Raw genomic sequence first — 26,949 nt, 5'->3', positions numbered from 1 at the left:
AATCGGAGTAACACCACCATGGCCATTACCAACCACGAGCGCGTCGGCAAAGCGCTGGAGCTTCTGAAAACCGGCCTGCTGCCGTTCATCGAGCGGGAGCTGAAAGCGAAGTATGGCAACGGCTGGGCTTTCGAAGTGAAGGACATCCTGTCCGACACCCGCCTTGGCGCCGGCAAGGGCGAATCCCTCCAGGACGTCGCCGCCTCGCTGGTGGTCATGGATCGCAAATGGGCCGAGGTGTTTCGCCAGATTCTCGGCAAGAGCGAGCGCAGCCTGGTCAATGAGCTGGTGACCGTGCGCAACGCCTGGGCGCATCAGGAACCCTTCTCCAGCGACGACGCCTACCGCGCGCTCGATTCGGCTGGGCGCCTGCTGTCCGCCGTTTCGGCCGCGCAGGCGGACGACGTCGACAAGATGAAGATGGAACTGCTGCGCGTGCGCTTCGACGAGCAGGCGCGCAGCGAAAAGCGGAAATCGGCCAGCACGGCGATCGAAAGCGGCGTCACCGGCAACCTCAAGCCCTGGCGCGAAGTGGTCATGCCGCATGTCGACGTGGCCAGCGGTCGCTACCAGCAGGCCGAGTTCGCCGCCGATCTGTGGCAGGTGCATCTGGGCGAGGGCAGCGACGAATACCGGGACCCGGTGGAGTTCTTCCGCCGCACCTACCTGACCGAAAGCCTGAAGGGGATGCTGGTCGGCGCGGTGCAGCGCCTGACCACCGGCGGCGGCGACCCGGTGGTGCAGTTGCAGACCAACTTCGGCGGCGGCAAGACGCACTCGATGCTGGCGCTCTACCACCTCTTCTCGGGCATCGCGCCGACCGAGCTGGCCGGCATCGACGAGGTGATGTCCGCCGCCGGGGCCAGCAGGATTCCGACGGCCCGGCGCGTGGTGCTGGTGGGCAACAAGATTTCTCCGGGCAACCCGTCGACCAAGCCCGACGGCACGGTCGTGCGCACGCTGTGGGGCGAACTGGCCTGGCAGCTTGGCGGCAAGACAGGCGTTCGCGCGGCTGGCAGGCCGACGACGAAAGGCGACCAGCCCCGGCGACGTGCTGCGCGAGCTGTTCAACGACTACGGCCCGTGCGTGATCCTGGTCGACGAGTGGGTGGCCTATGCGCGCCAGCTTCACGACCAGAGCGACCTGCCGGCCGGCGGCTTCGAGACGCAATTCACCTTCGCGCAGGTGCTGACCGAATCGGCCAAGCTGGCGAAGAACTGCCTGCTGGTGATCAGCCTGCCGGCGTCGGATACCTCCGGCTCGCCACACACGCAGGCCAACGATGTCGAAGTCGGCGGCACGCGCGGCCGCGAGGCGCTCGACCGGCTGCGCAACGTCGTCGGGCGTGTCGAATCGTCGTGGCGGCCGGCCAGCGCCGAAGAGGGCTTCGAGATCGTTCGCCGGCGCCTGTTCCAGCCGCTTGCCGACCCGGCGCAGTTCAAGGACCGGGACGTCGTGGCGCGCGCCTTCGCCGATTTCTACCGCACGCAGCAGGCCGAGTTTCCGCCCGAGTGCCGCGAATCCGACTACGAGAAACGCATCCGCGCGGCGTATCCGATCCACCCGGAAATCTTCGACCGGCTGTATACCGACTGGTCGACGCTGGTCAAATTCCAGCGCACGCGCGGCGTGCTGCGGCTGATGGCGGCGGTGATCCACAGCCTATGGGAGAAGGGCGACCGCAATCCGCTGATCCTGCCCGGCAACGTGGCGATCGACGACGCGCGCGTGCAGTCCGAACTGACGCGCTACCTCTCGGACAACTGGGTGCCGGTGATCGAGAAGGATGTCGATGGGCCGAACTCGCTGCCGCTGAAGCTGGACCGGGACTTGCCCAATCTGGGCCGGGTCTCGGCGTGCCGGCGGGTGGCGCGCGCGATCTACATGGGCTCGGCGCCGACCACGGCCGCCGCGCACAAGGGGATCGAGGATCGGCGCGTGAAACTCGGCTGCGCGATGCCGGGCGAATCGCCGGCGGTGTTCGGCGACGCCCTGCGCCGGATGGCCGGCGCGGCGACCTACCTCTACCAGGACGGGCCGCATTACTGGTATTCGACGCAGCCGACGGTGACCAAAGTGGCCGAAGACCGCGCCGAGCAGTTCAAGCGCAATCCGGACAAGGTCGCGCAGGAGATCGAACAACGCCTGCGCAAGGATCTGGAGCGCAAGGGCGACTTCGCGCGCATTCATCCGATGCCGGCGACCGGCGCCGACGTGCCGGACGATCTGGACGCGCGCCTGGTCGTGCTGGGCGTCAATCATCCGTACAGCAAGGAAGGCAACAGCGCCGGCGAAGTGGCCGCGCGGGCCATTCTCGAATCTCGCGGCAATGCGCCCCGCCTGTACCGGAATACGCTGGTCTTCCTGGCGGCGGACAAGACCCGCCTGCAGGACCTCGACGAAGCGGCGCGCAAATACCTGGCGTGGGAGTCGATCCTCGCCGAGAAGGGCAACTCAATCTGACTCCCTATCAGGTCACCCAGGCCGAGACGCAGAAGACCGCCGCCGATGGCACGGTCACCGCCAGGCTGCCGGAGACCTATCAATGGCTGCTGGTGCCGGTGCAGGGACACCGCAAGCGCCGATCACCTGGGAAGCACTGCGGCTGTCCGGGACGGACGCGCTGGCCGTGCGCGTCAGCAGGAAACTGCGCAGCGACGAGCTGTATCTGACCACCTTTGCCTCAACGCGCCTGCGCATGGAACTGGACCGCGTGCCGCTCTGGCGCGGCAATCACGTGGCGGTGAAGCAACTGGTCGAGGATTTCGCGCGCTACCTCTACCTGCCCCGGCTCAGGGATTCGAGCGTGCTGCTGCACGCGATCAGCGACGGCGTGAATCTGCTGACCTGGACACAGGACAGCTTTGCCTTCGCCGACAGTTTCGACGAGGCGGCGGGCCGCTACCAGGGCTTGCGCGCGGGGCAGATGGTGACCCTGACCGACGCTCACGCGCCGGGCCTGGTGGTAAAACCCGAGGTGGCCGTCCGGCAGCTCGATGCCGAGCGCGCGGACCCGGGGTCGAGGCGTGCCCCGGAAGCGCCGACCTGGGGCGGTCCCGGAACGATTTCTGGCCCACAGGCCGGGGAACCGGGAAGGGACGTTCAGCCTGTCGCCGCCAGACCGAAGCGCTTCCACGGCACGGCCGTCCTCGATGCCACTCGCGTTGGCCGCGACGCCAGCCGCATCGCGGATGAAGTGATTTCGCATCTGCTTGGTCTCGTTGGAACCCGAGTGACGGTAACCATCGAGGTGGAGGCGGAGATCCCGGGTGGGGCGCCGGATCATGTCGTGCGCACCGTCACCGAGAACAGCCGGACGCTGAAATTTGCGAGCCAAGGGTTTGAGAATGAGTAGAGCCATTCAGGAAACAAAGCGCCGCGGTGCAAGACGGTTTCCTGTGGTCTTGGCGATCGCCAAACAGTGCCGTGAACTGGCCAACCTAATGTTCGATGGCCAACTTTAGTCCTGTTTGGATTACCATGTGCTTACGGAAACGACTGGCAAGAAAAAAGCCACATCTGCAAGTTTCCTAAGTGCTTGTTTTCTTTGGTGGGGCGTCAGAGACTCGAACTCTGGACCTACGGATTAAGAGTCCGCTGCTCTACCAACTGAGCTAACGCCCCATGTTGCCTTCAACGACTGACGCAGCAACTGTTTTCGCTTGGTGGGTTGGGTGGGATTCGAACCCACGACCAATGGATTAAAAGTCCAGTGCTCTACCGACTGAGCTACCAACCCTGGGAAACCGCGGAGTATAGGGAAGGGCCTGATGTCTGTCAATGCAGGCGGGCGCTTTTCCATTCCGTTGGCTTAGCCATTTGCTGCCTATGCACTTGACGTATCGACACCGTTCCCAGAAAAAAAGGGCGCCGTGAAGGCGCCCTCAAGGGGAGAGAACGGATTATGAGAAAACCTAGTAATGGTAGGCCGATTCGCCGTGTGAAGTGATGTCGAGACCTTCGCGCTCTTCTTCTTCGGGTACCCGCAGGCCGATGACCATGTCGACCAGTTTGAAAGCGACCAGAGAAACCACTCCCGACCAGACGATCACGGTACCAACCCCCCACAACTGGCTGATCACCTGGGCAGTCATGTCGTAGTCGCCGACCTTGTTGAGGACGTAGTCATAGACGCCGGTACCACCAAGCGAAGGATCGGCGAAGACGCCAGTCAGGATTGCACCGAGCATGCCGCCGACGCCATGCACACCAAAGACGTCGAGTGAATCGTCAGCACCGATCAATCGCTTCAGCCCATTGACGCCCCACAGGCAGATCACACCCGCCAGCAGGCCAATGACAATGGCGCCGACGACACCGACGAATCCTGCCGCCGGGGTGATTGCCACCAGACCGGCTACGGCTCCGGAAGCTGCGCCGAGCATCGAGGGCTTGCCCTTGATCATCCATTCGGCCAGCATCCAGGACATTGCCGCACAAGCAGTGGCGACCCAGGTATTGACCATCGCCAGTGCTGCACCACCGCTCGCTTCGAGCGCCGAGCCGGCGTTGAAGCCGAACCAGCCGAACCACAGCAGCGAAGCACCGATCATCGTGAAGGTCAGGCTGTGTGGAGCCATCGATTCGCGGCCGTAGCCGATTCGCTTGCCGATGACGATCGCGCCAACCAGACCGGCAACGGCGGCGTTGATGTGCACCACGGTGCCGCCGGCGAAGTCGAGTGCGCCTTTCTGGAACAGGAAGCCGGCCGTCTTGGTGGCTGCCTCGCCAGTTGCCGCGTCAAGATAGGCGTCCGGACCTGCCCAGTACCACACCATGTGAGCCATCGGCAGATAGGAGAGCGTAAACCAGATCACCATGAAGACGAGGATCGCGGCAAATTTCGCACGCTCGGCAAAGGCGCCGACGATCAGCCCGCAGGTGATGGCTGCGAAAGCGCCCTGAAAGATGACATAGGCCAACTCCGAGACGACCACGCCCTTGCTGAAGGTGGCAGCGACCGAGTCGACGGTGATCCCCTTGAGGAAGATCTTGTCGAGCACGCCAAAGAAGCCACCGCCTTCGGTGAAGGCCACCGAGTAGCCGTAGATCACCCACAGCACACTGATCAGCGAGAAGGTCACGAAGACCTGCATCAGCACCGAGAGCATGTTCTTGGTACGCACCAGCCCCCCGTAGAACAGTGCCAGGCCTGGGATCGACATCAGGATGACCAGCGCGGCGCTGGTCATGAGCCAGGCGTTGTCGCCCTTGTTGGCGATCAGAGCCGGGGCTGCCGCGGCCGCGGCCGCCACAGGTTCGGCGCTGGCCGCTGCCGCTGCCGCTGCCGGTGCCGCGGCCGGTGCGGCAAGCTCGGAGGTGCTTGCCGCACCGGCCGCGGCAGGTTTGTCTTCCGCCCAGGCCGGAGCGCCGATGCTGACGGCGCCGAGCAGGGCGAGGATGGCGAATGTGCATCTCATGATTTGCTCCTCACAGTGCTTCTTCACCGGTCTCGCCGGTGCGAATGCGGATGACTTGTTCAATGGCCGAAATGAAGATCTTGCCGTCGCCGATCTTGCCGGTGCTGGCAGATTTTTCGATGGCCTCGATCACCTGGTCGAGGAGACTGTCGCTGATCGCAGCTTCGACCTTGACCTTGGGCAGGAAGTCGACGACGTACTCTGCGCCACGATACAGCTCTGTGTGGCCCTTCTGGCGCCCGAAACCTTTGACTTCGGTGACGGTGATTCCCTGCACGCCAATCGCCGACAGCGCTTCTCGTACTTCATCGAGCTTGAAGGGCTTGATGATGGCAGTTACCATTTTCATGATGCTCTCCATATCAGGGGTGGCTGAAGATGCTTCCCCGGTTGAAATAATGACGGTTTAAGGAAATGCTGGACAAATCAAAGCAGATTCCGTGCCATAATTATTTGTTTTGATAAATCAGAGCAGTGTTTCTTACTGGTAGCGCCAGGCAATGGATGCCGCACTGCGATAGCGCAGCTTCCGGGTGTAATGCCCCTTTTTGGTGCAACATCTGCCGTGCAGTTCGCTTGTGCTACACTCGAATCTCCCTGTAACCACTTGCGCCATTCGGTGATCACCATGCTCGACCCGAAATTCCTTGAAGATCTCGGCGCTCGTTTGAGCGCTCTCATTGCCGCGAGTCCGGCCGCCGATATCGAGAAAAACGCGCGTGCATTGCTCTCCAGCGGACTGGCCAAGCTTGACCTGGTCAGTCGTGAGGAGTTCGACATCCAGACGCAGGTTCTCCAGCGCACCAGAGAAAAACTGAAGGCGCTCGAAGCGCGTCTCGATCGGCTGGAGAACCCGCCGGACCAGCCGGCCTGAGCGGCCGACGCTGGCGCACAGCGCCGCCTGTGGTCGCCGGCCGACTGGCTGATCGAGATGCCTCTCGCCATTGTGCATAGCCGCGGACTCGATGGCCTTGCGGCCCCGGAAGTTGCGGTCGAGGTACATCTGGCGGGTGGTCTGCCAAGCGTTACCGTGGTCGGGCTGCCCGATACCGAAGTCAAGGAAGCACGCGATCGGGTGCGGGCGGCACTGCAAAACGCGGGCTTCGAATTTCCCCGCAAGCGGATCACGGTAAACCTCGCTCCGGCCGATCTGCCGAAGGAATCAGGCCGCTTCGATCTGCCGATAGCCCTTGGCATCCTCGCTGCCTCGGGCCAGATCCCGGCCACCAAGCTGGCCGGTCATGAATTCGCCGGCGAACTGTCACTCTCCGGCGAGTTGCGGCCGATCCGCGGGGCGCTGGCGATGGTTCTGGCTGCCGGCAGCATGGGGCGCAGCTTCGTGCTCCCGGCCAGCAGCGCCCGCGAGGCAGCCCTGGCCGACCAGGTGCAGGTGCTCACCGCCAATACCCTGCTCGAGGTTTGCGCGCACCTCACCGGGCAGGCGGTGCTGGCTGAATGTCTCGTCGCCGATGTGGCTCTCGATGCGCGCATCGACTATCCTGATCTTGCTGACGTGCGTGGCCAGGCACAGGCCAAGCGTGGCCTTGAAATCGCCGCTGCAGGGGAACATTCGCTCCTCTTCGCCGGTCCGCCGGGTACCGGCAAGTCGATGCTTGCCAGCCGGCTCCCCGGTTTGCTGCCGCCGATGACGCTGGCTGCCGCGCTCGAATCGGCTGCGGTGCTGTCGCTGGCCGGGCAATTTCGCCCCGAACTCTTTCGCCGCCATCCCTTTCGGGCGCCACACCATACGGCTTCCACCGCCGCGCTGGTCGGCGGCGGCAGCGTCCCGCATCCCGGAGAGATCTCGCTGGCGCATCAGGGCGTACTTTTTCTCGACGAGATCCCCGAGTTCGATCGGCGGGTACTCGAAGCGCTGCGCGAACCGCTCGACTCGGGGCGTATCCATATCTCGCGCGCTGCCCGGCAAGCCGAATTTCCGGCGCAGTTCCAGCTCGTCGCGGCGATGAATCCCTGTCCTTGCGGATATTACGGGGATCCGCGCGGCCGTTGCCGGTGTACGCCGGACCAGGTGCTGCGTTATCGCAGCAAGCTCTCCGGCCCGCTGCTCGACCGCATCGATCTGCAGATCGAAGTACCGGCGGTGCCTGCGGAAGTCCTGCAGCAGGCGCCGGACGGCGAAGCGTCGGCGAGCGTGCGTGCGCGTGTCACGCAGGCTCGCGGAAGGCAGCTCCGGCGGCAGGGAAAAGCCAACGCGCGCCTGAGCATCAGGGAAATCGACCAATACTGCCAGCCCGCAGCGGCAGCGGCGGCGCTTCTGAAACAGGCGATCAGTCGCTTCGATCTTTCGGCACGCGCCTTTCATCGTCTACTCAAGGTGGCACGGACGATTGCCGATATCAGAGGGAGCGACGCCATCGAGGCACAGCATGTTGCTGAAGCCGTACAGTACCGTCGCTTCACGAAGGATTGATCCATGCCACAAGGAAACCCCGCGGCTGCGCCGCGCAGTCTGATCTGTCTGCTGGCAGCGCTGGCGGCGCTCGGCCCCTTCTCGATCGATACCTACCTGCCATCGTTCCACGACATCGGCACATCGCTGGGTGCCACGCCCTTGCAGGTTCAGCAGACGCTGAGCGCGTATCTGCTGCCTTTCGCGCTGATGACCCTGTGGCATGGTGCCATCTCCGATGCGCTCGGTCGCCGCCGGGTGATCCTGACGACCGTCGCGCTCTTTGCGCTGGCCTCGGCAGGCTGCATGTTCGCCACACGCATCGAACACCTCTGGCTGCTGCGCGCCCTGCAGGGGATGACTGCTGGTGCCGGCATCGTCATTTGTCGGGCGATCGTCCGCGATCTCTACGATGGGGAGGCCGCACAGCGGCTGATATCGCAGGTCACGATGATGTTCGCTCTCGCTCCGGCGATCGCGCCGGTGCTCGGCGGCTGGTTGCAGTCATGGTTTGGCTGGCGCTCGGTGTTTGCCTTCCTGGTGCTGAGCAGCGTCGGTCTGTGGCTGGCCTGCTGGTTCCTGCTGCCGGAAACCCTGCCTCGCCACCAGCGCCAGTCCTTGAACGCCGGCTACCTGGCCCGCAGCTACTGGAAAGTGCTGACTTCCCCCACTTTCCTGCTGACCTGCTTTGCGCTGGCGTTCAATTTCGCCGCTTTTTTCATCTACGTGCTGTCGGCGCCGGTTTTTCTGATGCAGCATCTGGGTGTTGCGGCAACCGGTTTCCTGTGGCTGTTCGGCCCGGCCATGGGTGGCCTGATGATCGGCTCGTGGCTTTCCGGCAGGCTCGCCGGCAAGCTCTCGCCGGCATGCACGATTGCTGTCGGCTATCTGGTGATGAGTGCTGCGGCAGCGCTCAACATCGCACTCAATCTGGTGCTGCCACCGGCGCTGCCATGGAGCGTGTTGCCACTCTTCGGATTCACTCTCGGCATGTCCCTGGCAATGCCCTGCCTGACTCTGCGGGCGCTTGACCTGTTCCCGGAACAGCGGGGCCTGGCCGCTTCCTGCCAGACTTTCCTGCAGTCCGGTTTCAACACGCTGGCTGCCGGACTGATCGCGCCGCTACTGTGGGGGTCGACGCTGACCCTGGCGCTTGGTATGGGCGGTTTGCTGTTGCTCGGCGCTTTCGCCACCGTGCTCCAGCAACGGCAAAGGTCGCCCGAGCTTCGACTCGTGTGTTTGCCGTAAGTCTCGCGGGTAAACGGGATCAGACACCGAGAAACGAGCATGCCCGCTTGCTGCTCTGCCTCCCGGAACCAGGGGGTTTGCCATGCATGGCCTGCACCTGCTCGCTGAACTCTACGAGTGCCGCTGCGCTCCGCAGTTGCTTGCGGACGCCGGCGCGTTGCGAGAACTCTGCCTGGCCGTTTGCGCCACGCCGGGGCTGACACCCGTCGGAGTGGCCTTTCACCAATTCGGCAGTGCGCTGGATCCATTCGGCGCGACGGGTGTCGTGGTGCTCGCCGAGTCGCATCTTGCCGTGCATACCTGGCCGGAAATACAGGCAGTCACCCTGGATCTGTATGTCTGCAATTTCAGCCAGGACAACAGCGCTGCCGCGCGCATCGCCTGCCAACGCCTGATCGGCGCCTTTGCGCCCGCGCGCGTGCGTCGACGCGAGCTGGAACGTGGCATTCCGGAGCATGTCAGGGCTTTCGGCAAGGTTGGCGAAAATGATTAATGGAGGTATCCAAGGGTATACTTGGGAACTTCGATAAAAAAATGTACGGAGGCCGCGTGGAATCACTTCGTTATACTCTTGAACAGTCCGAGATCCCTACCCACTGGTACAACGTCGTCGCCGACCTGCCCAATCCGCCGCTGCCGCCGCTGGGTCCGGATTGCCAGCCGGTGTCCCCGGAGCAGATGGGGATGATTTTTCCGATGGCGATCCTCGAACAGGAGATGTCGGCCGAGCGCTGGATCCCGATTCCGGATGCGGTGCGCGAAGTCTATCGGCTGTGGCGTCCGTCACCATTGATTCGTGCGCGGCGGCTTGAGGAGGCGCTCGGAACGCCGGCCAGGATTTACTACAAATTCGAAGGTGTCTCGCCTGCCGGTTCACACAAGCCCAACACTGCCGTGCCGCAGGCTTATTACAACCAGCAGGCAGGCATCAAGCGCATCACGACCGAAACCGGTGCCGGGCAATGGGGTTGTTCGATGGCTTTTGCCGGTCAGATGTTCGGCCTCGAGGTGCGTGTCTACATGGTCAACGTCAGCTACCAGCAGAAGCCCTTCCGACGTTCGATGATGCAGACCTGGGGCGCCGAGGTGTTTGCCAGCCCGTCGATGATGACCCAGACCGGTCGCGACCTCCTGGAGCAGGATCCGGAGAACCAGGGTTCGCTGGGCATCGCCATTTCCGAAGCCGTCGAGGAAGCCGCTTCCCGGGCCGATACCAGTTACACGCTCGGCTCGGTCCTCAATCACGTCGCGCTGCATCAGACGGTCATTGGTCAGGAAGCGAAGAAGCAGTTCGCGATGGCGGGCGACTGGCCGGATGTCATTTTTGCACCCTGTGGCGGCGGTTCGTCGTTTGCCGGTGTGGCTTTTCCGTTCATCGCCGACAACGCTGCCGGCGGACACAAGGGCAGACCGACGCGACTGGTTGCCGTTGAACCGAGTTCCTGTCCGACGCTGACCAAGGGCATTTATGCCTACGATTTCGGCGATGCCTCAGGCTTCACGCCGCTGATGAAGATGTACACGCTCGGTCATGATTTCATGCCACCGGGCATCCACGCCGGTGGCCTGCGCTACCACGGCGATTCCCCGCTCGTTTCACAGCTCTATCACGAGGGCCTGATCGAGGCCGTCGCCGTGTCACAGTTGGCGACCTTTGAGGCCGGCGTGATATTTGCTCGCGCCGAGGGCATCATTCCCGCGCCCGAGTCCAACCACGCGATCCGGGCGGCCATCGACGAGGCGCTGTGCTGCAAGCAGAACGGCGAGGCGAAAACGATTTTTTTCAACCTCACAGGTCACGGCCACTTCGACATGGCGGCCTATGACCGGTATTTCGCGGGTGAGCTCGAGGATTTCGAGTACCCGGCCGCGGCCATTCAGACTTCGCTCGAACATCTGCCGAAGGTCGGATGATCGTCTCGATGCGGCTCGCCGTTTTTCTTCTGATCCTCGCCAATCTGCTGTTTTTCGTCTGGGCACGAGGCTACCTTGGCACGCCTGCCAGTCCCGACGCGCGGCGCCTCGAGCAGCAATTGCTAGCCGATCAGGTCAGGGTGCTTGCGCGAGGCGAGCCGCCGCGCCCAGCGAGCAGGGAAGCAGAAGCAGTGCCCGAGAGCAAGGATGCGGCAAGCTGTCAGTTGTGGAGCGAACTGGCAAGCGCCGAGGCTGACCAGATCGAGCGACTGTTGGGCGAACAATTTGCCGACTTCAAGGCGACGCGCCGCACGGTGGCGGAGAACAGTGGCTACTGGGTGTTTGTCCCGCCATTGGCCAACAAGGAAGAAGTGAGCAAGAAAACGGCCGAATTGCAACAGTTGGGCATCCAGGATTATTTCGTTGTCCAGGCCAGCGGCCCCAACCAGTTGGCGATTTCGCTGGGCACCTACCGCACCGAGGAAGCGGCGAACGCAGGGCTGGCAACCCTGCAGGCGAAAGGGGTCAAATCTGCCAGAATGGCCGAGCGCAAGGGCCGACCACCGTTCCACATCCTTGAAATCCGGGGTCCTGAAGCACAGGCGGAAGCGCTGCGTCAGGCGATTGTCGCACGCTTGCCGAAGGCCAGCCCGGTGGCCTGCAGAGTCAAGGCCGAGGCCGCCCCATGAGCTTCATTGTCGGTTTGACCGGCGGCATCGGCAGTGGCAAGAGCACGGTCGCAGAACTCTTTGTCGAGCGCGGGGCGGCCCTGGTGGATACCGATGCCATTGCGCATGCGCTGACGGCTCCGCAGGGCGCTGCCATGGCGGCGATTGCCCTCGCTTTCGGCGACAGCGTATTGCGTGCCGATGGTGCGCTGGATCGTGTCGCCATGCGCAGCCTGGTGTTCTCCGATCGCTCCGCGAAGGCAAGACTCGAAGCGATCCTGCATCCCTTGATCCGGGAGCAGAGCAAGGCGCGCTGTGCGGCTGCCACGCAAGCGCCCTATGTGCTGCTGGTCGTTCCCTTGCTGGTCGAAACGGGCGGCTACCGCGAGCGCGCTGATCGGGTGCTGGTCGTCGACTGTGACGAGGCCGTGCAGATTTCTCGCGTCATGGCACGTAGCGGCATTGCCGCCGAGGCTGTCCGGGCGATCATGGCCACGCAGGCCTCGCGGCTCGAGCGGCGGGCGGCGGCCGACGATCTGGTGCAAAATGATGGCGACCTCGACGCCTTGTGGCCGCAAGTGGATGTACTGCACCAGCATTATCTTGAACTGGCACGCGCCAAAGCGCATGTTGGGCGTTGAGGTTTTGCTGCATATGCTTCAGAATTATCGAAAATTCCCGTTCCCCACGCTGGCGGCTGTGTGATCACATACGAATATCCTTTCAATGAACGCATCCGCACGCTGTTGCGACTGGAGGATTTATTCCACAAGGCGAACAGCTTCCTGCAACGGGATGGCTCGCAGGAGCACCATGTTGTCCTCATGACCCTGTTCGAGATCCTTGATGTGGCCGGGCGTGCCGACCTGAAAATGGATCTGATTCAGGAACTCGAACGCCAGCGCCAGAGCCTGTTGAGTTTTCGCAACAATCCGGACATCTCTGAAGATGCACTTGCCGGCGCCCTCTACGAGATCGAGCAGTCTTCTGCGGCGCTGCTCGGGATGGCCGGCAAGATCGGCCAGCATCTTCGCGACAACGACTGGCTGATGAGCATCAAGAGTCGTGCCAGCATTCCCGGTGGCGTCTGCGAATTCGATCTCCCTTCCTACCATTACTGGCGGCATCAGGACCCCGGGCTGCGACGCGACGCCCTGCTTGCCTGGCTGCAACCGATGCTGCCGCTGCGTGACGCGCTGACCATCGTGCTGCGCTTGTTGCGCGCCAGCGGTCACCCCGAGCACCATGTAGCCATGGGCGGCGCCTTCCAGTTGATGCTCGGCGGCAGCAGTTCGCAGATGGTCCGCATTTCGCTCAAACTACACGACCCCTACATCCCGGAAATCAGCGCCAACAAGTACGCGCTGAACATCCGCTTCACTCGTCCGGACAGCGATCATCGGCCGCGTCACTGCGATAACGACGTCGAGTTCGACATGCTTTTCTGCAATCTGTAGCCGCTTTCCTGACGTTCTGGTTTGGGTAAATTCCCTGGGAGAGGGTATGCGATACTTTCGTTATTCGATACTGGTCACGCTCCTGTGTCTTGGCTTGGCGTTTGCCTGGGGTAGCAAGTCAGCGGAGGGAGGTTTCGCCGCAATGACGCTGGCTCTTCTGCTTGGAATCATGGAGGTCAGTCTCTCCTTCGACAACGCCGTGGTGAATGCGTCCGTCCTCAAGGAGATGGACCACCAGTGGAGGCAGATCTTCCTGACCGTAGGTATTCTGATTGCGGTGTTCGGGATGCGTCTGTTTTTCCCGATCGCCGTGGTTGCCGTTGCCACCGGGCATGGCATGTGGGAAGTCGGACAGATGGCCCTCCATACTCCGGAGGAATATGCCAAACATCTGACAGGGGCGCATGCCGGGATTGCGGCATTTGGTGGGATGTTCCTCCTGCTGGTATTCCTGTCTTTCCTGTTTGATGAGGGCAAGGAACTCCACTGGCTCGGGAAGGTCGAGGAACTCCTTTCCAAGCTGGGCAAGCTGGAGTCGGTCGGGATTGCTTGTGCTCTAGGCCTTCTGCTGGCTGCGCAGGCATTTCTTCCGATCGATGGCGCAACGCGCCTGACCATCCTGCTTGCCGGTGTCGCCGGTGTCTTTCTTTACGTTGTGGTAGATAGCCTTGGCGGCTTCTTCGAGGAAGAAGAGGAGTCCGGTGCCGTGGGGCAAATTGCCAAACGTTCCGGCGTCATGGGCTTTCTATACCTTGAAGTCCTGGATGCCTCATTCTCGTTTGATGGCGTGATTGGCGCGTTTGCCGTAACGCGTGATGTACTTATCATCATGCTGGGGCTTGCCATCGGCGCGATGTTCGTTCGTTCCCTCACGGTCTATCTGGTCGAGAAGGGTACACTGGATGAGTATGTATTCCTCGAACACGGTGCCCATTACGCAATCGGTGCACTGGCCCTGATCATGTTCGGAAGCATCGTTTGGCATGTTTCCGAAGTCGTCACCGGTCTCATCGGTGTCGGTTTCATTGTTGCTTCGCTCGCTTCTTCGATTGTCCATCGCAGGAAGATCGCCGCGGAATCTCTGGGGGCTGCCGATTGACAGGTCGGCGCAAACCAATACACTCAGTCCAACAGAAAAGGAAAGGCAATGGCTGTTTCGTTGAGCAAGGGGGGAAATGTTTCGCTGTCGAAGAACGTGCCGAATCTCAGGCGCATTCTCGTCGGCCTAGGCTGGAAGGCTCGCTCCACCGATGGGGCCGATTTCGATCTGGACGCCAGCGCCTTCCTTCTCGGGCAGAGCGGCAAGGTCCGAAGCGACAACGATTTCATTTTCTACAACCAACTGGTCTCGGCCTGCGGTTCGGTGGAGCACGCCGGGGATAACCGGACCGGAGCGGGGGATGGCGACGATGAAACGCTGAAAATCAGCCTCGACAAGGTGCCTGAGTACGTCAAACGTGTGCTTGTCTGCGTGACCATCCACGACGCCGTTGCCCGGAAACAGAACTTCGGACAGGTTGCGGACGCCTTTATGCGCATCGTCAATCTCGACGATGACGTGGAAATTGCCCGTTTTGACCTCTCCGAGGATTACAGCACCGAGACGGCGATGATTTTCGGGGAGGTCTACCGATACGGAGAAGAGTGGAAGTTCAAGGCCGTCGGTCAGGGGTTCGCCGGCGGCCTCGATGCAATGTGCGCGCAGTTCGGCGTCGCAGTGGCCTGAACACCATCGACAAGAGGACACACTCACAATGAGAAGATTGCCCGTCTATCTGCTGCTCGACACCTCCGGGTCGATGAGCGGTGAGCCCATCGAGGCCGTGAAGAACGGCGTCCAGATCCTGGTCTCGACCTTGCGTCAGGACCCCTATGCCCTTGAAACGGCTTTTCTCTCGGTGATCACTTTCGATAGTGCCGCCACTCAGGCGGTTCCGCTGACGGAGTTGGCGACGTTCCAGACCCCGTCGCTCACCGCAAGCGGTACTACCGCCCTGGGTTCGGCTCTCAGCCTCCTGGCCGACCGGGTCGAGACCGAGGTGGCCAAGACCACTGCTGACGCCAAAGGCGACTGGAAGCCTCTGGTTTTCCTCATGACGGACGGCTCCCCGACGGACGACTGGAAAAAAGGTCTGGACAAGATCAAGAAGGTCCGTACCGGTATGATCGTCGCCTGTGCGGCTGGGTCGAGAGCCGACACCACGGTTCTCAAACAGATCACTGAGGTCGTCGTTCAACTGGATACGGCCGACTCCAACACCATCAAGGCGTTCTTCAAGTGGGTGTCCGCCAGCGTGTCTACCGGCAGCCAGAAGGTCGACGCCGGACAGAAAGAAGTTTCCGGGCTGGGCGACCTACCGCCTCCGCCTCCCGAAGTGAACGTGGTTCTTTGAGGAAGACGCCATGGCCATCAGTCTCAAGAAAGGACAAGGCGTAAGCCTTCGGAAAAGCGACAACGATTTGTCGATGGTAACGATCGGTCTCGGCTGGGACATTCAGGAGGAGAAAACAGGGTTTCTCGGCGGGCTGTTCAGCAAGAAAGCACCGGACTACGATTTGGATGTCGCGGCTTTCCTGTGCGGTAGCGATGGCAAGGTCCATGACCTGGGTGCGATCGAGAATGGCAAGCCCTCGCTGAAGAATGGGGACGTGATCTTCTACAACAATCTGCGGCATCACTCCGGCCAGATTTGGCTAACGGGCGACAACCGCACCGGGGACGGAGATGGCGACGACGAGCAGATCATTGTCAAACTCAATGACCTTCCCGAGAAATACGCAAAACTGGTCTTCATCGTTCAGATCTACAAGGGTACCGAGAACGGCCAGAGTTTCGGCAAGGTACGGAACGCCTTCATCCGGGCGGTCGACGGCAAGGGACGCGAAATGACTCGCTTCGACCTTTCCGGAGGGGCGCAATACGCGGAGTGCCGTTCGATGCTTTTCGCCGAACTGACGAGGGAGACCGATGGCTGGAAGTTCAACGCCATAGGCACCCCGTCGCCGTCGGACAGTTTCGTGGGCTTCCTCAAGCAATACGTGTGAGGCCTGGATGAGCGCCAGAAGATTGCCCGTCTACATCCTCCTGGATACTTCGGGGTCGATGCGGGGGGAACCCATACACTCGGTAAACGTCGGCCTTCAGGCAATGCTGAGTGCCTTACGTCAGGACCCCTATGCCCTGGAGAGTGTGCATCTTTCCGTAATCACGTTTGACCTGGAGGCGCGCGAGTATCTCCCGCTCACGCCGCTCGATCAGGTGCGTCTGCGAGACGTACCCGCGCCCGACTCCGGAGCGACCTTCATGGGGGCGGCCCTCGAACTGCTGCTCGAGTGCGTGGACCGCGACGTGCGAAAGTCCACCGCCGACGCCAAGGGGGACTGGCGTCCCCTGCTGTTCCTGATGACGGACGGCAGCCCTTCCGACCTGCACGCTTTTCGGCAGGCGGTACCGGAGGTCCGGAAGCGCAACTTCGGATCGATCGTTGCCTGCGCGGCGGGACCCAAGGCGAAGAGGCAACACCTCCTTGAACTGACCGATTGCGTCGTGACGCTCGATACGATGGACGCGGTGGCATTCTCGAGCTTTTTCAAATGGATGACCATCAGCGTGTCGGTCGGGAGCAGCAGCGCCGGCGTGTCCGGCCAAATCCCGCTTCCGCCACCGCCGCCGGAGATCCAGCTGGTGCTGTAGAAAAGGGGGGCGATGGGAGCATGACCGCCGTGCCGGAAATGCGGCCCGGTAACCGAGCGAACAAAGGAGCGATATGCGCAGACTGCCCGTATTTTTCGTTTTGGACTGCTCAGAGTCCATGGTTGGCGAAAACCTGAAAAAAATGGAGGACGGCCTGCAGGCCATTGTGCGAACGCTGCGGGCGGATCCACATGCACTGGAGTCGGTATACCTCTCGGTTGTCGCGTTCGCCGGAATTGCCAGGACCGTTGTCCCACTCGTGGAGGTTTGCTCCTTTTATCCGCCGAAACTGCCTTTGGGAGGCGGCACGAACCTGGGGGCGGCCCTTGGCGCCCTGATGGCCGAGATCGACAAGAACGTTCTGCGAACCACTGCCGATCGCAAGGGTGACTGGAAACCCATTGTTTATCTATTCACCGACGGCCGCCCTACCGACGACCCCAGTGCCGCGATCGACGAGTGGAACGTCCAATACGCCAGGAAGGCCACCATGGTCGCCGTTGCCCTGGGCAAGTCGGCCGATCTCTCGGTGTTGTGCAGGCTGACGGAACACGTGCTCGTCTTCGAGGATTCCGGCGAAGGCGACTTCAGGAAGTTTGTGAACTGGGTGACGGCCTCGGTCGTGGCACAGAGCAGGAGCGTCGGTGAGGGAGCCGAGGCGCAGGCGATTCCGCACCTCGACGAGAGCATCCTCAGCCTCGTCAAGGAAGCGCCGTCGACCCTGGCAGACGAGGCGTGCGTAACCCTCGTGGGCCGTTGTCAGAAGACACGCAAACCTTACCTGATCAAGTATGACCGCGCGACTCAGGAGGTGGCAACACGCGACTTCAAGGTGCAGGTCTCCCGCTTCGATATTGCTGGCTGCTACCCTCTCGACGAGGAGTATTTCATCTGGTCGGATGCACGTGCCACCGACATCAGGATCAACACGTCGGAACTGGTCGGTACACCGGGTTGCCCGTATTGCGGCAACGCCACGGCCTTTGCCGTCTGCGACTGCGGCAAGCTGATGTGCATCAACGCTCCGGGGAACGCCCGCTGCCCATGGTGCGAGAAGACCGTTGCTTTTGCTCCGGGGCGCAGCGGGGAAGAAGGAGGATTCGACGTCGAGCGCGGCAGGGGTTGAGGAAAATGAACATTCCCTCGCAAGAGATGGCCGGCGACAAGCGCGAAAGCTTCAGGCCGCAGATCGAAAACCTCGTTCGAGGACTTTTTGCGCCAAACGACCAGCCGTTTTTCGACAGCGGTGTGGTCTCTCCCGCCTTGCTCGAAGAGTTCATCCAGAGCGATGAGGTGTTCGACGCGGCTTTTGCGTTCGCCGTTGCCATGATGCAGATCTGGACGAAACGCACCGGCAAGAAACTCAAAGGCGGCACGCGTCTGCGCCAGGCCAACCCTCGGCTGGAGTCGATGGTTTCTCCGGAGGTGTCGGCAAGCGACTCGGTCGATCCCGCCGATACCAGGATCCTCACTCAACCGACAGCTTCCTTCCACATCCCCAACGCCAAGGCCGGACAGTCCTACGCAGGGAAAATCGAAGGGACCGACTCCTCCGGCGCACCCGTGCGCGTCCGGGATGTGCGCCTGCCTTCCAAACTGGTGGGGCTGGAGGTGTACGACGACGTGGAGTTACGAGGGGTGCCCGTCGTCGGTGGAGACTACAAAATCAGCCTTCAATGGACAGCCGACCGCACATCATGGGTGTCGGGAGAATGCCTTCTCATTGTCAATCCAGATCCGCGCAGCCTTTGGAAGAAGGTCGATCCACCGGCCGACGATCCCTATTTCAAGACGAATACGGATGGAACGACGGTCGATGGCGACGGTTTCCGAATTGCTGCGGCCAGCCGGAGAGGACGTTCACACGAGCATGCCGGTACGTTTCGTGACGACGATTTTTTCGTCCACCACGACGCGGATTCGGGTTGGAGCGTTCTGATCGTGGCCGACGGAGCGGGCAGCGCGAAGAATTCCCGATGGGGTTCGAAACTGGCAGCAGAAGTGGCGGGCAGACATCTCGTCTCCAGTCTCTCGGGAGACTTCGGAGCAAGGATGGACACCGCGATTTCCGAATGGGATGAAGAACCGGCGGTCGCCGGAAAGGTGGTCGGCGACGAATTCCATTACCTTTTTCACAAGATGGGCAGCCTGGCCGTCCAGGCGATAGACGCAGAGGCACAGGCCAAGGGCATGCCGGCCAAGGATTATGCAACCACCTTGCTCGCCGCGGTAAGCAAGCGTCAGGGAAGCGAGACCTTTCTCGCAAGCTTTTGGTTGGGTGACGGGGCGATCGCCGCCTATGGCCCGCAAGGGAAAGTCCGCCTGATGGGTACGCCAGACGGTGGCGATTTTGCAGGCCAGACTCGCTTTCTTGATCGCGCGGCCATGACCGACCATGCTTTCGGTAAACGCGTGGGTGTCGGCCGCTACACGGACCTGTGCGCGGTATTCCTCATGACCGACGGGATCTCCGATCCGCGATTCGAGACCGACAACGGTCTGATCGATGCAAGGAAATGGGATGCTCTATGGGAAGAGATGAGCCCTTTCCTGGCATCACCGGAACCCGAGAAGGCTTTAATACAATGGCTCGACTTCTTTGCTCCGGGACATCATGACGACCGCACAATTGCCGTTCTCTACGCCTGTGTTTCCTAGGGGCCGTTGATGGCAACGGTTGTCAGATGCAAGACATTGGACGGGCAGAACGTGGAATTCGTCGACGAAATCATTGCTTCCGGGGCGATGAAGGACGTCTATATGTCGCCCGACAAATCGTACGTCGTCGCTTTCTTCAAGAAAGAGAACAGTTTTTACCAGTCGCGAGCGGATTTCGAAGCACAGAAGGATCGTCTCAAGGAAATCGCCTCGGCCAAGTGGGAGAGCATCTTCAGCGGCGTGGGTGGCGATTACTGGAAGAATCTCTTCTGCTGGCCGAGAGGGGTACTCCTGTATGGAGAGCGCATCGGGATCGTCGCCCCTACCTACCCGAAACATTTTTTCTTCGAGCATGGTTCCAAGAACAACGATATGCTCGGCATCAAGGGGAAGGATAAAGAGGGGAAGTGGTTTGCGGCGGCCAACCTCAGAAACCGCTTCATGGACCCTCGCGAGCTCGGCGACTGGCTCAATCATCTCAGGGTGTGCCTGCTTCTGGCACGCGCGATTCGTCGAATGCACATGGCCGGGCTCGCCCATTCGGACCTGTCGTACAAGAACGTGCTGGTCGACCCCTCCAGAGGTCTTGCCTGCGTCATTGATGTGGACGGCCTCGTGGTACCCCCGAAGTATCCTCCCGACGTCGTTGGTACTCCCGACTTCATTGCTCCCGAAGTGGTGATGACGAACCATCTGGCCAGGGACGACCCGAACCGCAAACTCCCGCGCCGCGAAACGGACCAGCACGCCTTGGCGGTACTCATCTACATGTACCTGCTTTATCGCCATCCGCTGCGGGGGGGAAAGGTGCACGATGTGGACGACGAGCAGCGCGACGAGGCCCTCACCATGGGCGAGAAATCCCTTTTTGTCGAGCATCCTACGGATACGAGCAACCGCATCAAGGTGGCGGACGCCAAACCGACCGAGTTGCCATGGGCGGACACGTCGATCATCCCCTACACCGTCACCGGTCCCTACCTCTCGAAGCTATTCCTCAAAGCCTTCGTGGAGGGCCTGCACGACCCGGCAGAGCGTCCTTCGGCCGATGATTGGGAAACCGCCCTGGTGAAAACGGTCGACCTCATCCAGCCTTGCCGGAATCCTGACTGCGCCCAGAAATGGTATGTTTTCGACAATTCGACGAAGCCTCGCTGTCCCTTCTGTGGCACTCCCTACCAAGGCAAGTTGCCGGTGCTCAACCTGTATTCCTCACGCAGGGAGGGGCAGTACCGTCCTGACAATCATCGCCTGATGGTCTGGACGGGGCAGTCACTTTTCCTGTGGCATGCCAACAGGCTGCTTGCCCCGAACGAGAAATTGACCGATACCCAGAAAAAGCGCGTCGGCTACTTCGTCCTGCACAAGGACATCTGGTGGCTCGTGAACGAGGGCCTGCCCGACCTTACTGAGGTCTCGACGAAGACCCCCGTGCCCATTGGCGGGAAAGTGGAACTCAAGGACGGTCAACAGTTGCTGCTTGCCAAAGGCGATGGGGGAAGGCTCGTCGTCGTGCAGATGGTGGACTGTCCATGAAGACTGGCAGTGGGCGGCCGGTGGTTGCAGCTTTCGATTTCGACATCACGATGACCACCAGGGACACCTTCGTCCCGTTCCTGGAAAGCACCTTCGGGCGATCCCGCGTCCGTTTGGCCTTCTTGCGGCTGACCCCGGAAGCGCTCAAGGTTGCGGCGTGCCTCTCGGATCGGGATCGTTTCAAGGAAAAAATCGTCGAGGCCCTTTTCCTCGGCGAGTCCGTCGAGCGTCTGCGGGATGCCGGAAAGGCACACGCTGCCGCTATCGAAGTTCTCTTTCGTCCAGCAGCCTTGCGACGCGTCGAGTGGCACAGGGAGCGCGGGCACAGGATCGTCATGGTCAGCGCTTCGCTGGATTTGTATCTGACCCCGGTGGCCGAAAAACTTGGCTTCGATGACCTCCTGTGCACGACGCTGGCACGGCGCCATCTCGTATTTGACGGAAAACTCGCAGGGCCCAACTGTCGCGGGGCCGAGAAGGTCAGGCGCCTCGAGTCATTGCTGGGCGATTTGTCTGGCGTCGAGTTGCACGCCTATGGCGATTCGGCCGGGGATCGAGAAATGCTGGCCGTCGCGGATCATCCGCACTATCGCGCGTTCGAGCGAGGAGGAGAGTTGGTCTGAAAGCTTACATTTCCGATGCCTTCACAAACCTCCATGTACTTGACTCGCCGACCTCCTGACCCTGATCGGCATTTTCGAGCCGACTTGCTTGCATCGCATCTATCACAAGTTACACTTGTGGAACGTGGGTCTGAAATCCACAGACCTGTCAGTCACACCAGCAGCCAGGACCGCTGAAATCCGCTTACCATCCAGGAAGTCTCCAGGGCGCTACACAGCAATGGCCATCATCTCGCCTTACCGAAACAAACGCATCCTGATCATCGACGACGTGGCTGAGATGCGTAGCTCGATCCGCAGCCAGGTGAGCAGTCTGGGTGTCGAGCAGACCAGCGTCGCGGCGACCGTTCGGGATGCGCTCGACCTGCTCAAGACCAGCAATCGCTTCGATATCATTCTCTGCGACTACTACCTCGGTGGCGCGACCGACGGACAGCAGTTTCTCGAATATATTCGATCGAGCGGGATCATCAGCCGGGCGACATTGTTCCTCATGATCACCGCCGAACAGGGCTACACTTCGGTGATCACCGCGGCCGAATGTCTGCCGGATGACTACCTGCTGAAACCCTTTACCGCTGATGCCCTCAAATCGCGTATCGACCGCTTGCTGGACAAGAAGCAGCGGCTGGCGCGCATCGACAAACTGCAGGACCAAGGACGCTGGCAGGAAATGATTGCGGCCTGCGACGAAATCATCGCAGCCAGGGACAAGTACCTGCTGGACGCCATGCGCATCAAGGGCAACGCGCTGCTCATGACCAATCGCTTCGACGAGGCCATCGAGTTTTACCGGCGCGCGCTGCAGATGCGCTCGATGCCCTGGGCGAAACTGGGGCTGGCCAAGGCGTATCAGGGCAGTGGCCAGCCGGAGCAGGCGAAGCTTGCGCTCAATGAGCTGCTTGCCGAGACGCCGCGTTTCCTGGCAGCCTACGATGCACTGGGCCGCCTGCACCGGGAATGCGGAGAGGCTGACGACGCTCTGCGGATTCTCGACAAGGCCTGCGAGTTGTCCCCCAATGCACTGGCTCGCCATCGTGCGATCGCCGGCATTGCCGAGGAGGCAGCAGACTTCGGCCGCGTCGAGAAAGCACTGCGTACCGTTGTGCAGAAGACGCGCAATTCGCCCTTGCGTGACCTCGGCGACTACGCCAGTCTCGGCAACGCGCTGACCGAACTCGGTGATACCGAAAAGGCGATTGCGCTGATCACGGAAGCCAAGACCAGCTTCAGGAATGTCGGCGATACCACCTTGCTGGCCGCGGTGGAAGCGGTCGCGCAGCACAAGGCGGGCAACCCGGAGCTGGCGCAGCAGGCGCTGGAGCGCGCCATGCAAGGGGGGGCACAGGGCATTTCGGAAGCGGCGAAGCTGGCCGTCGCCAAGGCCTGCCTGGTGCACGGCAGACAGGACGAGGCCGAGCAGATGCTCAAGGATGTCGTCCAGAACAACCCGGACCAGAGCGTCCTGCATGCCAGCATCACCCAGATGATGAAAACCCACGGCAATGCCGAGCGTGCGGAATATCTGGTCAGCAACAGCAACGCCGAGGTCATCCAGATCAACGACGAGGCGGTCCGCAAGGGGCAGTCCGGCGATTTCAGAACCGCCGCAGCAATGCTCAGGGAGGCGGCGGAACGTCTGCCCGGCAACCTGCAGATCGTTGCCAACGCGGCCTACGCACTGCTCCTCGATGTCTATACCAATGGGGTGGACGCCGACAAGCTGCGCGATGCGCATCGCTACCACCAGATGCTGCTGGCCAAGGACCAGCGTCATCCCCGGCTGGGTCCGATCGCTGCCCTGTTGGCCAAGATTCAGCGCAAATTCAAGCTGCCCGTCATTTCATGACTACCGCGAAGGCGATTTCAATCGCCTGGCTCGTGGCCAATCGCGGCGCTGGCCAGCAGGCGCACCAACTCCGGATTCGCGATCGGGCGGCTGAACAGATCACCCTGCCCACCACTGCAGCCCAGGCGTAGCAGGCTGGCTGCCTGTTCGGGGCGCTCGATTCCCTCGGCGATGATGTCCATGCGCAGGGAATCGGCGAGCGCGACGATGGCCTCGACGATGGCGATGCCTTGCGGGTTTTCCGGCACGTCGTGGATGAATGAGCGGTCGATCTTGATGCGGTCGATCGGCAGATCGCGCAGCACGCTGAGCGAAGAGTAGCCGGTACCGAAATCGTCGATGCTGATGGCAATGCCGAGGGCCTTGAGTTCGCGAAGGATTTCGACGCTGCGCCCGATCACCTGCAGCGTGCTTTCGGTGATCTCCAGTTCTAGCGCCGTTGCCGGAAAACCGGTGCGCACCAGGGTATCGCTAACGGTGGCAATGAAGTCGTCGCCGGTGAACTCACGGGCCGAGACATTGACCGCCAGGCGCAACTGCCGACCGTTGTCGTCGTGCAGTCCCAGCACCTCACGGCAGGCGCGCTCGAGCACCCAGCGCCCGAGGCTGTCGATGACACCGCTCTCTTCTGCGATCGGGATGAAGCGTGCCGGCGGCATCATCCCAAGCTGCGGGTGTGGCCAGCGCACCAGCGCCTCGACGCCGATGACGCGCCGCTCGGCGAGGCTGACCTGCGGCTGATAGTGGAGCTGCAGGTCGTCCATTTCGATGGCGCGGCGCAGGCCTTGTTCGATCTGCAAGCGTTCGTTGCTGCGTTCGGCCATGTCCAGCGAATAGAAACGAAAGCGGTCACGCCCGGCCGCCTTGGCCGAATACATGGCAATGTCGGCGGCGCGCATCAGCAGCGGAACGTCGCGGCCATCATCCGGGAAAACCGCGATGCCGATACTGACCGACACGGTGATCTCTTCACCGACCAGACTGACCGGTGCGCGCAGGGTATCGAGCAGCTTGCGCGCGAGTTCGGCGCCGTAGTCCGGGCTGGCGCTGCCGGCAACGAGCACGAACTCGTCGCCGCCCAGCCGGGCCACCGTGTCGTTGCCACGTAAGGCGTCGCGCAGACGGCGAGCGACGACTCGCAGCAGTTCGTCGCCGACGTCATGGCCGAGGGTGTCGTTCAATACCTTGAAATTGTCGAGGTCGAGAAACAGCAGCAGGCAGCGATTCTTCTGCCGGCGCGCCAGCTTGATCGCCTGCTCGAAGCGGTCGTTGAAGAGCAGGCGGTTGGGCAGGCCGGTCAGCGAATCGTGATGCGCGAGATGTTTGAGCTTCTCGTTGGCGAGGTGGATGTCGCTGACGTCGGAAAAGGAGATCACGAAATTGTCGGCTTTCCCGGCCGCACTCGGTACGACGCTGACGCTCTGCCAGCTTGGAAACGATTCGCCATTGCGGCGCTGGCAGAAGACCTGGCCTTCCCAGAAACCGTCGGCGGCAAGCGCGAGCTGCCCGAAAAAGCCCTCGCTGCCGACCTGTTTGCCGCGTTGCACGCGCAGCAGCAGATCGAGGTCGAGACCGATCGCCTCGGCCTCGCTGTAGCCGGTGATGCGCGTGAAAGCGGCATTGACTGCGGCGACACGGCGCTCGACATCGACGATGGCGATCGCCGCGGCGGCGGAATGAAAGACCACGCCGGACTGCCGCAAGCGGTCCTCGGTGCGACGGCGTTCGCTGATATCCTGCAGGACGCCGAGGACGCGTCGCTGGGCGTTGGTGCCGGGGTAGGCCTTGACGTTGGCTTCGAGAAAATGTGGGCCGTCGTTGGTGCGCGCGGTGCGGAACTCGATGCGCACCGCGCTGCCACAGGTCAGTGCTTCCGAGAGGCTGGCGATGACCCGGTCGCGGTCGTCGTCATCGACTCGCACAAGAAAATTATCCCAGGCTTCATCGAGCGGCACCGGTCGATCGCCGAACAGCGCGCCGAGATGCCCGTCGCCACGCATCCGGTTGAACTGCGGCAGCCATTCGAAAACGCCCAGTGAAGCGGCCTCCATGGCCAGCTTGAGGCGCAGCTCGCTGCTTTCCACGGCTACCTCGACCTCGCGCCGGGCGAGCGCCATCTGGATCGTGGCGTGCAATTCGCGCGCGTCCCAGGGCTTGACCAGATAGCCGAAAGGTTGGCTGGCGAGGGCGCGGCGCAGGGTGTCATCCTCGGCGTAAGCGGTCAGATAGATCACGGGAATCTGGTGACGCAACTGGATTTCGGTCGCCGTCTCGACGCCGTCCATCTTGCCTTCGAGGTGGATGTCCATCAGCACCAGGTCGGGGGCCACCTCGGCGACGCGCTGCAGGGCCTGCTCGCCGCTCGCCACCATTGCGCCGACGACGTAGCCGAAGGATTGCAACTGGTTCTTGAGGTCGAAAGCGACAACGCGTTCATCCTCGACAAGCATCAGCTTGATGGGTAGTGAAGTACTGATCATGAGGCTGCCCTCCTTGGGGCATCGCTCGGAAAGCGCAGGCAGAAGCGCGCCCCGGGCCCGGGTTCTACAGTGAAAGTGCCGCCCAATTGTTCAACCAGCAAGGGTACCAGTTGCAGACCGAGCGACTTGACCTTCGTCAGATCGAAATCGGCCGCCAGACCGACGCCGTTGTCGGCGACCAGAAGCTCGGCCTGGCCATCCTTGGTGCCTAGTTCGATGCGGATCTCCCCGGCACGATCGTCAGGGAAGGCATGTTTAAAGGCATTGCTGACCAGTTCGTTGACCACCAGGCCACAGGGGATGGCGCGCTCGAAGTTGACGTACTGCGGGGTCTCCGGCAGCAAGCGGCGCAGGACGATCTTGCCATTGCCCTGGCGATAGCTGCCGAGCAACTGCGTCAGCCGGTCGAGGTATTCACCGAGATCGATTCGTGAGTAATCCTTGCGTTCGTAGAGCAACTGGTGGGTCAGCGCCATCGCGCGCACACGGCTCTGGCTCTCGGCGAGGATGGCGCGCAGGCGTGGGTCGCCGACATGCGTGGCCTGCAGGTTGAGCATGCTGGCAATGACCTGCAGGTTGTTCTTGACCCGATGGTGCACCTCGTTGAGCAACACCGTCTTTTCCTGCAGTGCTTTCTCCAGTTTCTGTTGCGCTCGCTGGCGCTCGGTGATGTCGAGCACGGAGGCCAGCACCATCATCCCTTCCTCGGTTTCGATCGGGTTCAGGCCGATCTCGACGGGAAACTCGGTCCCGTCGGAACGACGCGCGAAAAGGTCGCGTCCAATCCCCATCGGTCGTGGTCGGGGGTCGGAAAAGAAGCCTTCACGGGATCCAGGATGCTTTCCCGCAAAGTGCTCCGGCAGCAGCTTCTCGATCGTTTGTCCAAGCAACTCTTCGCGGGGGTAGCCAAACACACGCTCGGCCTGGGCGTTGATCAGCACGATGCATCCTTTGCCATCCACCATAACCATCGCCGTTGGCGCCCATTCTC

Annotated in this window: 22 protein-coding genes, 2 tRNA genes and 2 pseudogenes; 19 read left to right on the top strand and 7 right to left on the bottom strand. The window is 61.8% G+C overall.

All coding sequences use genetic code 11. The features are described 5' to 3' along the window. The first annotated feature begins 18 nt into the window (after positions 1 to 18). Positions 19 to 3,356: pseudogene (locus tag V5B59_RS17990) on the top strand (Swt1 family HEPN domain-containing protein). 193 nt (positions 3,357 to 3,549) lie between these two features. On the opposite strand, the gene V5B59_RS17985 reads toward V5B59_RS17990, so the two are convergent. The 4 genes from V5B59_RS17985 to glnK form a co-directional block, all read right to left on the bottom strand. Then, positions 3,550 to 3,625: transfer RNA gene (locus V5B59_RS17985), tRNA-Lys, on the bottom strand. Positions 3,626 to 3,664: 39 nt separating this feature from the next. Beyond that, positions 3,665 to 3,740 (bottom strand) — tRNA-Lys (locus V5B59_RS17980). 175 nt (positions 3,741 to 3,915) lie between these two features. After that, positions 3,916 to 5,421 (bottom strand): ammonium transporter, encoded by a 1,506-nt coding sequence (locus V5B59_RS17975; RefSeq protein ID WP_332352146.1) that lies wholly within the window; start codon positions 5,419 to 5,421, stop codon positions 3,916 to 3,918. Positions 5,422 to 5,431: 10 nt separating this feature from the next. Further along, positions 5,432 to 5,770, bottom strand: coding sequence for a P-II family nitrogen regulator (gene glnK / locus V5B59_RS17970; RefSeq protein WP_034909210.1), 339 nt, complete (start codon positions 5,768 to 5,770; stop codon positions 5,432 to 5,434). A 279-nt stretch (positions 5,771 to 6,049) separates the two neighbouring features. Between glnK and V5B59_RS17965 the strand changes: the two genes are divergently transcribed. The 18 genes from V5B59_RS17965 (at position 6,050) to V5B59_RS17880 (ending at position 23,478) form a co-directional block, all read left to right on the top strand. Further along, positions 6,050 to 6,295, top strand: coding sequence for an accessory factor UbiK family protein (locus tag V5B59_RS17965; RefSeq protein ID WP_034909209.1), 246 nt, complete (start codon positions 6,050 to 6,052; stop codon positions 6,293 to 6,295). Between the two features lie 57 nt (positions 6,296 to 6,352). After that, a complete protein-coding gene (locus V5B59_RS17960; protein WP_169068997.1) occupies positions 6,353 to 7,852 on the top strand; it encodes a YifB family Mg chelatase-like AAA ATPase in 1,500 nt (499 codons plus the stop codon). 3 nt (positions 7,853 to 7,855) lie between these two features. Next, positions 7,856 to 9,079 (top strand): multidrug effflux MFS transporter, encoded by a 1,224-nt coding sequence (locus V5B59_RS17955; protein ID WP_034914132.1) that lies wholly within the window; start codon positions 7,856 to 7,858, stop codon positions 9,077 to 9,079. An 82-nt stretch (positions 9,080 to 9,161) separates the two neighbouring features. Next, positions 9,162 to 9,572 carry an adenosylmethionine decarboxylase gene (speD, locus tag V5B59_RS17950; RefSeq protein WP_034914130.1) on the top strand — a complete coding sequence of 137 codons (411 nt, stop codon included), beginning with the start codon at positions 9,162 to 9,164 and terminating at the stop codon, positions 9,570 to 9,572. A gap of 56 nt (positions 9,573 to 9,628) precedes the next feature. Next, positions 9,629 to 10,993: a TrpB-like pyridoxal phosphate-dependent enzyme gene (locus V5B59_RS17945; protein WP_034914145.1), complete on the top strand. Its 1,365-nt coding sequence runs from the start codon at positions 9,629 to 9,631 to the stop codon at positions 10,991 to 10,993. 8 nt (positions 10,994 to 11,001) lie between these two features. Beyond that, positions 11,002 to 11,682: an SPOR domain-containing protein gene (locus V5B59_RS17940; protein ID WP_332352145.1), complete on the top strand. Its 681-nt coding sequence runs from the start codon at positions 11,002 to 11,004 to the stop codon at positions 11,680 to 11,682. Beyond that, positions 11,679 to 12,302 (top strand): dephospho-CoA kinase, encoded by a 624-nt coding sequence (gene coaE, locus V5B59_RS17935; protein WP_034914127.1) that lies wholly within the window; start codon positions 11,679 to 11,681, stop codon positions 12,300 to 12,302. Before V5B59_RS17940 ends, coaE begins: the two co-directional genes overlap by 4 nt. A 60-nt stretch (positions 12,303 to 12,362) precedes the next feature. Further along, positions 12,363 to 13,118, top strand: a complete 756-nt coding sequence (zapD, locus tag V5B59_RS17930; RefSeq protein ID WP_034914123.1) for a cell division protein ZapD — start codon at positions 12,363 to 12,365, stop codon at positions 13,116 to 13,118. 46 nt (positions 13,119 to 13,164) lie between these two features. Then, positions 13,165 to 14,217 (top strand): DUF475 domain-containing protein, encoded by a 1,053-nt coding sequence (locus tag V5B59_RS17925; protein WP_034914120.1) that lies wholly within the window; start codon positions 13,165 to 13,167, stop codon positions 14,215 to 14,217. 48 nt (positions 14,218 to 14,265) lie between these two features. Continuing rightward, positions 14,266 to 14,844, top strand: a complete 579-nt coding sequence (locus tag V5B59_RS17920; protein WP_034914117.1) for a TerD family protein — start codon at positions 14,266 to 14,268, stop codon at positions 14,842 to 14,844. Positions 14,845 to 14,872: 28 nt separating this feature from the next. Further along, the gene (locus tag V5B59_RS17915; protein WP_034914114.1) at positions 14,873 to 15,511 is read left to right on the top strand and encodes a vWA domain-containing protein; all 639 of its coding nucleotides are present in this window, start codon (positions 14,873 to 14,875) and stop codon (positions 15,509 to 15,511) included. 10 nt (positions 15,512 to 15,521) lie between these two features. After that, the gene (locus V5B59_RS17910; RefSeq protein ID WP_034914113.1) at positions 15,522 to 16,163 is read left to right on the top strand and encodes a TerD family protein; all 642 of its coding nucleotides are present in this window, start codon (positions 15,522 to 15,524) and stop codon (positions 16,161 to 16,163) included. A 7-nt stretch (positions 16,164 to 16,170) separates the two neighbouring features. Then, on the top strand, positions 16,171 to 16,812 hold the full coding sequence (locus V5B59_RS17905; protein WP_169068995.1) for a vWA domain-containing protein: 642 nt from the start codon (positions 16,171 to 16,173) through the stop codon (positions 16,810 to 16,812). 73 nt (positions 16,813 to 16,885) lie between these two features. Next, on the top strand, positions 16,886 to 17,938 hold the full coding sequence (locus V5B59_RS17900; RefSeq protein WP_034914108.1) for a TerY-C metal binding domain-containing protein: 1,053 nt from the start codon (positions 16,886 to 16,888) through the stop codon (positions 17,936 to 17,938). Between the two features lie 5 nt (positions 17,939 to 17,943). Further along, positions 17,944 to 19,470, top strand: coding sequence for a PP2C family serine/threonine-protein phosphatase (locus tag V5B59_RS17895; protein WP_034914105.1), 1,527 nt, complete (start codon positions 17,944 to 17,946; stop codon positions 19,468 to 19,470). A gap of 9 nt (positions 19,471 to 19,479) precedes the next feature. After that, positions 19,480 to 21,006 (top strand): helix-hairpin-helix domain-containing protein, encoded by a 1,527-nt coding sequence (locus V5B59_RS17890; protein ID WP_288129065.1) that lies wholly within the window; start codon positions 19,480 to 19,482, stop codon positions 21,004 to 21,006. Continuing rightward, positions 21,003 to 21,629, top strand: coding sequence for an HAD-IB family hydrolase (locus V5B59_RS17885; protein ID WP_034914099.1), 627 nt, complete (start codon positions 21,003 to 21,005; stop codon positions 21,627 to 21,629). The genes V5B59_RS17890 and V5B59_RS17885 overlap by 4 nt, the downstream gene beginning before the upstream one ends. Before the next feature lie 220 nt (positions 21,630 to 21,849). After that, positions 21,850 to 23,478: a tetratricopeptide repeat protein gene (locus tag V5B59_RS17880; protein ID WP_034914096.1), complete on the top strand. Its 1,629-nt coding sequence runs from the start codon at positions 21,850 to 21,852 to the stop codon at positions 23,476 to 23,478. Between the two features lie 17 nt (positions 23,479 to 23,495). On the opposite strand, the gene V5B59_RS17875 is transcribed toward V5B59_RS17880, so the two are convergent. The 3 genes and pseudogenes from V5B59_RS17875 to V5B59_RS26305 form a co-directional block, all read right to left on the bottom strand. Further along, the gene (locus V5B59_RS17875; RefSeq protein ID WP_248594608.1) at positions 23,496 to 25,958 is read right to left on the bottom strand and encodes a two-component system response regulator; all 2,463 of its coding nucleotides are present in this window, start codon (positions 25,956 to 25,958) and stop codon (positions 23,496 to 23,498) included. Then, the gene (locus tag V5B59_RS26310) at positions 25,955 to 26,629 is read right to left on the bottom strand and encodes a sensor histidine kinase (RefSeq protein WP_353739868.1); all 675 of its coding nucleotides are present in this window, start codon (positions 26,627 to 26,629) and stop codon (positions 25,955 to 25,957) included. The genes V5B59_RS17875 and V5B59_RS26310 overlap by 4 nt, the downstream gene beginning before the upstream one ends. Beyond that, positions 26,609 to 26,935: pseudogene (locus V5B59_RS26305) on the bottom strand (PAS domain S-box protein); the annotation flags it as partial. The pseudogene V5B59_RS26305 and the gene V5B59_RS26310, both read right to left, overlap by 21 nt. Between the last annotated feature and the right edge of the window lie 14 nt (positions 26,936 to 26,949).

Origin of the sequence: Candidatus Accumulibacter contiguus, from assembly GCF_036625285.1 — a bacterium.
Lineage (GTDB): Bacteria > Pseudomonadota > Gammaproteobacteria > Burkholderiales > Rhodocyclaceae > Accumulibacter > Accumulibacter contiguus.
Note: the sequence above shows the minus strand (reverse complement) of the source record. Positions and strands in the feature narration are given on the sequence as shown.